Source organism: Streptomyces sp. NTH33 (genome assembly GCF_003236365.1).
In the GTDB taxonomy this organism is placed as follows: domain Bacteria; phylum Actinomycetota; class Actinomycetes; order Streptomycetales; family Streptomycetaceae; genus Streptomyces.
On record NZ_POTZ01000369.1, the window covers coordinates 1 to 7,005 of the forward strand.

Sequence of the window (7,005 nt, forward strand, 5' to 3'; positions counted from 1 at the left end):
TACCTCACCCCTGCCGCCGCACCAGCCGCAGCAGCTCCGCGTTGTGCCCCCGCCGCGCCCACGCGATCACCGCGAGCGGCACGATCAGGAGGAGGGGGGTCGCCGCGTACTGCCCGTCGAAGACGGTGAGCTGCACGATGAACGCTCCCACCATCAGCGCGCCCAGTCCCATCGCCGCCACCGACTGCAGCACCGGGATCAGCAGCGCCACGGCACCGGCCAGCTCCAGCAGACCGATGCTGTACATCCCCGCGCTCCCCCAGCCGAGTCTGTCGAACGACTCGGCCGCCGACGGATGCGCGATGAGCTTGGGCAGCGCGCTGGCGAACGCGTAGAACAGCGCGAGCAGCACCTGTACGGTGCGCAGCGCGACCCTGGCGACACGGCGGCCACGAGCGGGCACTGCCCCGGCGGTAGCGGGCATGGGAGCCTCCTCTGAGAAGCAGGTCAGGTCGTCGAGCTTTCACAGAGGTAGACCGCCTCACGCCCCGGAACTCATCGCCCTCACCCACATTCCGTCCTCCGTCAGATACTGGTCCGCCCTCAGGCCCGCCTCCGCCAGCGCCTCCTCGAACTGCTCGGTCGTCAGCGGCCGGGAACGGAACGTCTGGGTCCAGGTCGCGTCCGGGAACACGTACTCCGCGTGCACCGAGTTCACCCCGTCACCGACCGGCTCCGCCGACACGATCCGCACGGTGCAGCCGGCGGGGTCCACCCTCCCCCCGCCTTCGGCCGGGGGGACCCCCATCTCGCTTCGCTCGCGCGGCACATTGATGTGGTAGTCGCCGCCCTCCCTCTGGATCAGTACGCAGCCGTCCTGGGCGACGTGCCGTGCGCAGGTGCGCAGCAGCCCTCTCCGCATCTCGACATCGCCCGCGTGCACGAGGAAGGACGCGAGCAGCACGACGTCGAAGGTCTCCCCCAGCTCCAGGTCCTCGATCGGGCTGCATATGGTCCGTGCCCCGCGCACCCGCCGCAGCATCTCCGGGGACTCGTCCACCGCCGTGACGGTGAAGCCGCGCTCCAGCAGCGGGTGGGTCACGCGGCCCACACCGCAGCCCAGCTCCAGGATGTGCGCGCCGGCGGGTACGGCCGCGGCGATGATGTCCGGCTCGGTCCCGGCCGGCAGCCGCTCGTACAGCTCCACCGCGCAGCCGTCCGGCGTGATCGCCCCCGGACCCGTCCCCTGATGGCCCTCACGCATTCTCCGCTCCATGCCCGGACAACGGCCCGCCTCCGCACGGCCGTTCCCCTCCGGGCGCGGTTCACCCGATCGAGTGAGGCCGGTACGGCTTTGGTGAGGATCCCGGGCACGGAGTACGTTGCAAGGAGGAGTGGTGATCGGCTATGCGTACGGGTAGTGAACCCACCACCGCGCGCAGTGCCCTGCGGGCGCGGTTCTGGCTGAGTGTGTGGGGACTGGTCTGGGCGACCTTCGGAACGGTCGTGTTCGTGCTGGTGGGACAGCCCGGGTGGGCGGCGGCCTGTGGGGTGCTGTGGCTGGTGATCGCCGTCGACCTGGCGGTGATCGTGCGGCACATACGGCAGGGGCCGCACTATCAGCCGGGACGGGACGTTCCGCCGTACTGGCCGCCGGAGTAGGCGCCGGACGCCGGAGCAGGCGCCGGCCGCGTCAGGTGTCGAAGCGGGCCCGCTGCAGGTACTCCGGGTTCGGGTCCAGCGCCGCCGCCAGCCGGAAGTGGCGTCTGGCCAGGTCGGGGCGGCTCTGCCGTTCGTAGGTGCGGGCGAGCGCGAAGTGGGCGTAGGCGTTGTCCGGCTCGCGCTCCAGCACGATCGTGAACTCCAGCTCGGCCGACCGCAGCTGCGCGGCGGCGAAGAAGGCGCGGGCGCGCAGCAGCCGGGCCGCCGTGTTCTCAGGGTGCGCGGCTATGACCCCGTCGAGCAGCTTCACCGCGCCCCTCGGGTCCCGCGCGGCCAGCAGCTGCTCGGCGGCGCGGTAGTCGATGACATGCGTCTCGGGAGTACGTTCGGGCACGGCTGGATCCTTCCCTCCGCCAGGATCTTCAATGCCTCGGCCCGGCGGTCGTGTTCCTGCGCTCCTACTTCCGTCCGGACGCGTGCGCTCTGCGGGTCAGGTCCGTCCAGACCTCCCGTACCCGCTCCTCCAGCCGCTCCAGCGGTACGTCGTTGTCGATCACGATGTCCGCGATCTCCAGGCGCTTCTCGCGCGTCGCCTGCGCGGCCATGCGGGCACGTGCGTCCCCCTCGGTCATCCCGCGCAGTCGTACGAGGCGGTCCCGCTGGGTCTCCGGACTCGCGTCGACCACGACGACCACGTCGTACAGCGGGGCCAGGCCGTTCTCCGTCAGGAGCGGGACGTCGTGGACCACCACCGCGTCCTCGGCCGCGGCCTCCTGAAGTTCGCGGGAGCGGGCGCCCACCAGGGGATGCACGATCGAGTTCAGGACGGCCAGCTTCTCCGGGTCCGCGAAGACGATCGCGCCCAGGCGGGGCCGGTCCAGGCTCCCGTCCTCGGCCAGGACGTCCCGGCCGAAGGCCTCCACCACCGCCTGGAGTCCGGGCGTGCCCGGAGCGACCACCTCGCGCGCGATGCGGTCGGCGTCGATCAGCACGGCCCCGCACTCCACGAGCAGCCGCGACACCTCGCTCTTACCGGCTCCGATACCCCCGGTCAGGCCCACGGACAGCATGACCGGAAGCGTATCCGATCAGGCCTCTCCCTCCCGCTCCGCCAGGAAGCGTTCGAACTGCCGGCCGATCTCGTCCGCCGACGGGATGTCGACGGGCTCGGCGAGCATGTTGCCCCGGGTCTGCGCGCCCGCGGCGGCGTCGTACTGGTGCTCGAGCCCCTGGACGAGAGCCGTGATCTCCTCGTCGCCCTCGCGGATCTGCCGCTCGATCTCGGTCTGCGTACGGTGCGCGTCGTTGCGCAGGGAGTGGGCCACGGTCGGCAGGACCAGGCCGGTCGCCGAGGTGATGGCCTCCAGGACCGTCAGTGCCGCGTCCGGGTACGGGGAGCGGGCGATGTAGTGCGGCACGTGCGCGGCCACGCCCAGCACGTCGTGGCCGGCCTGCATCAGGCGGTACTCCAGCAGCGCCTCCGCACTGCCCGGCACCTGCGCCTCCTCGAAGGGGCTGTGGTGACCCGGTACGAGGTCACTGCGGTTGCCGTGCGGGGTCAGGCCCACCGGGCGGGTGTGCGGGACGCCCATGGGGATGCCGTGGAAGTTCACCGACAGACGTACGCCGAGCCGCTCCACCATCTGCCGTACGGCCGCCGCGAAGCGCTCCCACTCCACATCGGGCTCGGGTCCGGACAGCAGTAGGAACGGCGCGCCCGTCGTGTCCTGGACCAGGCGCAGCTCGATGCCGGGCACCTCGTACTCGGTCCAGCGGTCGCGCTGGAACGTCAGCGGCGGGCGGCGGGCCCGGTAGTCCACGAGCCGGTCGTGGTCGAACCGCGCCACGACCTGGTGGGGCAGCGAGTCCAGCAGCTGCTCGACGATCTGGTCGCCGGTCTGCCCCGCGTCGATGTATCCGTCGAAGTGGTAGAGCATGACAAGACCGGCCGACTCCTGGGCCAGCGCCATGTCGACGACTGCCAGACCCTTCGGCTCCCATGCGTACAAACCCTGCGGATCAAGCACTGTGTGATCGTCCCTCCTCGTATCCGTAGGTTTACAACGAGGAACGGCACTTCAGCATTCCCGGTTCTTCAGGGGTGCTGGGCTGTATCGACATGCGGCTCCTCCCCCAAGCTCTTGACGAGCAGGGGGACCCCCATCGTGGGCGCGACCAGCCTCGACGGACCGAAACTCGAAAGACGGCCTATACCACCCCAGACAAACCCGAGGGGCCGCACCTGTTCAGGTGCGGCCCCTCGAAACTACTGGCTAGGCCCAGCGGCCAGCGGTCAGCTCTGGCCTCCGGCCAGCTTCTCGCGCAGCGCGGCCAGCGCCTCGTCCGAAGCGAGCGCGCCGGAGCTGTCGCCGCCCTCGGAGGAGTACGAACCGCCGGACGCGGCCGGAGCGGCACCCTCGCCACCCTCGGCAGCGGCCTGGGCGTCCGCCTCGCGGGACTTGACGACCTGCGCCTGGTGCTGCTCGAAGCGGGACTGCGCCTCGGCGTACTGGCGCTCCCACTCCTCGCGCTGCTTCTCGTAGCCCGGCAGCCAGTCGTTGGTCTCCGGGTCGAAGCCCTCGGGGTAGATGTAGTTGCCCTGGTCGTCGTAGGACGCGGCCATGCCGTACAGGGTCGGGTCGAACTCGACCGCCATCGGGTCGGCGCCGAAGGACTCGTTGGCCTGCTTGAGGGACAGCGAGATCCGACGACGCTCCAGGTCGATGTCGATGACCTTGACGAAGATCTCGTCGTTGACCTGGACGACCTGCTCCGGGATCTCCACGTGGCGCTCGGCCAGCTCGGAGATGTGGACCAGACCCTCGATGCCCTCGTCCACGCGGACGAACGCACCGAACGGAACCAGCTTCGTGACCTTGCCGGGCACGACCTGGCCGATCTGGTGGGTGCGGGCGAACTGCTGCCACGGGTCTTCCTGGGTCGCCTTCAGCGACAGGGAGACGCGCTCGCGGTCCATGTCGACGTCGAGGACCTCGACGGTGACCTCCTGGCCCACCTCGACGACCTCGGACGGGTGGTCGATGTGCTTCCAGGACAGCTCGGAGACGTGGACCAGACCGTCGACGCCACCCAGGTCCACGAAGGCACCGAAGTTGACGATCGAGGAGACCACGCCGGAACGGACCTGACCCTTCTGCAGGGTCGTGAGGAACGTCTGGCGGACCTCGGACTGGGTCTGCTCCAGCCAGGCACGGCGGGAGAGGACCACGTTGTTGCGGTTCTTGTCCAGCTCGATGATCTTGGCCTCGAGCTCCTTGCCGACGTACGGCTGGAGGTCGCGGACACGGCGCATCTCGACCAGGGAGGCCGGCAGGAAGCCGCGGAGGCCGATGTCGAGGATGAGACCACCCTTGACGACCTCGATGACGGTACCGGTGACGATGCCGTCCTCTTCCTTGATCTTCTCGATGGTGCCCCAGGCACGCTCGTACTGGGCGCGCTTCTTCGAGAGGATCAGGCGGCCTTCCTTGTCCTCCTTCTGGAGGACCAGGGCCTCGATCTCGTCGCCGACGGCAACGACCTCGTTCGGGTCGACATCGTGCTTGATCGAGAGCTCGCGGCTCGGGATGACACCTTCGGTCTTGTAACCGATGTCGAGCAGGACCTCGTCCCGGTCGACCTTCACGATGACGCCGTCGACGATGTCGCCGTCGTTGAAGTACTTGATCGTCTCGTCGATCGCTGCGAGGAACGCTTCCTCGTTACCGATGTCGTTGACCGCTACCTGCGGGGTGGTGGCGGTGGTCTCGGTGCTGCTCGTCATGTGGGAAAGGGCTCCGGTACGGACATTGAAGTCGTAGGCACTGCTTACGCCGGGAGCCCGTTTCGCTCTGTAGAAGCCGGACAGCCAAGGAAGCGCCACACAAGACCACTGATGACCACTGGTGACGCCTCGACAACCGAGGGGACATACAACAGATGCGAGCGCAGCCTGCTCCGTCTGAGGTGCGCAGGCCCGCAGCGCAACTTGTAGCATACGGGGGCAGCCGGGCAGGGTCAATGCGCGAAGCCGCACACCCGGGGCAGATCCCCTCATTCCCGGCAGAAAACCCGTCCTGGCGTCTCGCGGGGCGCGTGGCTCGCGCGTGAGCTGACGGAAGAGTACGACGAGGGAGCCGATCATCCAAGTGCCCGAATCCTCCAAGGCGGTTGAAGCGTCCGAACCGGAGGCCACCCGCCGTGAGGCCGGTGCCGCGGAGAGTTCCCGGGCCAACCGGGGCTGGTGGGACCGCAACGCGGACGAGTACCAGGTCGAACACGGTTCGTTCCTCGGCGACGACCGCTTCGTGTGGGGCCCGGAGGGCCTGGACGAGGTGGAGGCGGAGCTGCTCGGCGATCCGGACGAGCTGAAGGGCAAGGACGTCCTGGAGATCGGCGCCGGCGCGGCGCAGTGCTCGCGCTGGCTGGCCGGGCAGGGGGCGCGCCCGGTCGCCCTGGACCTGTCCCACCGCCAGCTCCAGCACGCGCTGCGGATCGGCGGCACGTTCCCCCTGGTGTGCGCCGACGCGGCCGCGCTGCCCTTCGCGGACGGCTCCTTCGACCTGGCCTGCTCGGCGTACGGGGCGCTGCCGTTCGTCGCCGACCCGCGCGCGGTGCTGCGGGAGGTGCGGCGGGTGCTGCGGCCGGGCGGGCGGTTCGTGTTCTCGGTGACGCACCCGATCCGCTGGGCGTTCCCGGACGAGCCCGGTCCGGAGGGGCTGTCGGTGTCCGCGTCCTACTTCGACCGCACACCGTACGTGGAGCAGGACGAGGACGGCCGCGCGGTGTACGTCGAGCACCACCGGACCCTCGGCGACCGGGTACGGGACGTGGCGGCCTCCGGTTTCCGCCTGGTGGACCTGGTCGAGCCGGAGTGGCCGGCCTGGAACACCTCCGAGTGGGGCGGCTGGTCGCCGCTGCGCGGGAACCTGATCCCGGGAACGGCGATCTTCGTCTGCGTACGGGACTGACCCCGTGATCCGTCACCGAGAGCTGGACGCGCTGCCGGTGCGCGGGGCGCTGCCCGCCCTGCACGACGCGCTGGACGGTCACGGGACCGCCGTTCTGGTGGCGCCGCCCGGTACCGGCAAGACCACGCTGGTGCCGCTCGCGCTGGCCGGGCTGCTGGGCGGGGGTCCGGCGCGGCGCGTCGTCGTGGCCGAGCCGCGGCGGATCGCGGCGCGGGCGGCGGCCCGGCGGATGGCGTGGCTGCTGGGCGAGAAGGCCGGCGGGAGCGTCGGCTTCACGGTGCGCGGGGAGCGGGTCGTCGGGCCGCACGCGCGCGGTGCTGCGGGAGGTGCGGCGGGTGCTGCGGCCGGGCGGGCGGTTCGTGTTCTCGGTGACGCACCCGATCCGCTGGGCGTTCCCGGACGAGCCCGGTCCGGAGGGGCTGTCGGTGTCCGC

8 protein-coding genes and 1 pseudogene are annotated in these 7,005 nt (G+C 70.3%); 3 read left to right on the forward strand and 6 right to left on the reverse strand.

Annotated elements, in window-relative coordinates:
- Positions 1-4 precede the first annotated feature (4 nt).
- Positions 5-424 carry a DoxX family protein gene (locus tag C1I97_RS27500; protein WP_111005841.1) on the reverse strand — a complete coding sequence of 140 codons (420 nt, stop codon included), beginning with the start codon at positions 422-424 and terminating at the stop codon, positions 5-7.
- 57 nt (positions 425-481) lie between these two features.
- Entirely contained in the window at positions 482-1,204 is a 723-nt protein-coding gene (locus C1I97_RS27505) for a class I SAM-dependent methyltransferase (RefSeq protein WP_111005842.1), read from the reverse strand.
- A gap of 143 nt (positions 1,205-1,347) precedes the next feature.
- Here C1I97_RS27505 and C1I97_RS27510 point away from each other — a divergent pair, with 143 nt between their 5' ends.
- On the forward strand, positions 1,348-1,602 hold the full coding sequence (locus C1I97_RS27510; protein WP_111005843.1) for a DUF6343 family protein: 255 nt from the start codon (positions 1,348-1,350) through the stop codon (positions 1,600-1,602).
- A 31-nt stretch (positions 1,603-1,633) separates the two neighbouring features.
- Here the strand turns inward: C1I97_RS27510 and C1I97_RS27515 are convergent, their stop codons facing one another.
- The 4 genes from C1I97_RS27515 to rpsA all read right to left on the reverse strand — a co-directional run bounded on the left by C1I97_RS27515 (position 1,634) and on the right by rpsA (position 5,386).
- The gene (locus tag C1I97_RS27515) at positions 1,634-1,996 is read right to left on the reverse strand and encodes a tetratricopeptide repeat protein (protein ID WP_111005844.1); all 363 of its coding nucleotides are present in this window, start codon (positions 1,994-1,996) and stop codon (positions 1,634-1,636) included.
- A gap of 64 nt (positions 1,997-2,060) precedes the next feature.
- A complete protein-coding gene (gene coaE / locus C1I97_RS27520) occupies positions 2,061-2,672 on the reverse strand; it encodes a dephospho-CoA kinase (RefSeq protein WP_111005845.1) in 612 nt (203 codons plus the stop codon).
- Positions 2,673-2,690: 18 nt separating this feature from the next.
- On the reverse strand, positions 2,691-3,629 hold the full coding sequence (locus C1I97_RS27525) for a PAC2 family protein (RefSeq protein WP_111005846.1): 939 nt from the start codon (positions 3,627-3,629) through the stop codon (positions 2,691-2,693).
- Between the two features lie 266 nt (positions 3,630-3,895).
- Positions 3,896-5,386 (reverse strand): 30S ribosomal protein S1, encoded by a 1,491-nt coding sequence (rpsA, locus tag C1I97_RS27530; RefSeq protein WP_073952477.1) that lies wholly within the window; start codon positions 5,384-5,386, stop codon positions 3,896-3,898.
- Between the two features lie 358 nt (positions 5,387-5,744).
- Here rpsA and C1I97_RS27535 point away from each other — a divergent pair, with 358 nt between their 5' ends.
- Positions 5,745-6,572 carry a class I SAM-dependent methyltransferase gene (locus C1I97_RS27535; protein ID WP_441349156.1) on the forward strand — a complete coding sequence of 276 codons (828 nt, stop codon included), beginning with the start codon at positions 5,745-5,747 and terminating at the stop codon, positions 6,570-6,572.
- A gap of 4 nt (positions 6,573-6,576) precedes the next feature.
- A pseudogene (locus C1I97_RS27540) lies at positions 6,577-7,005 on the forward strand (hypothetical protein); the annotation flags it as partial.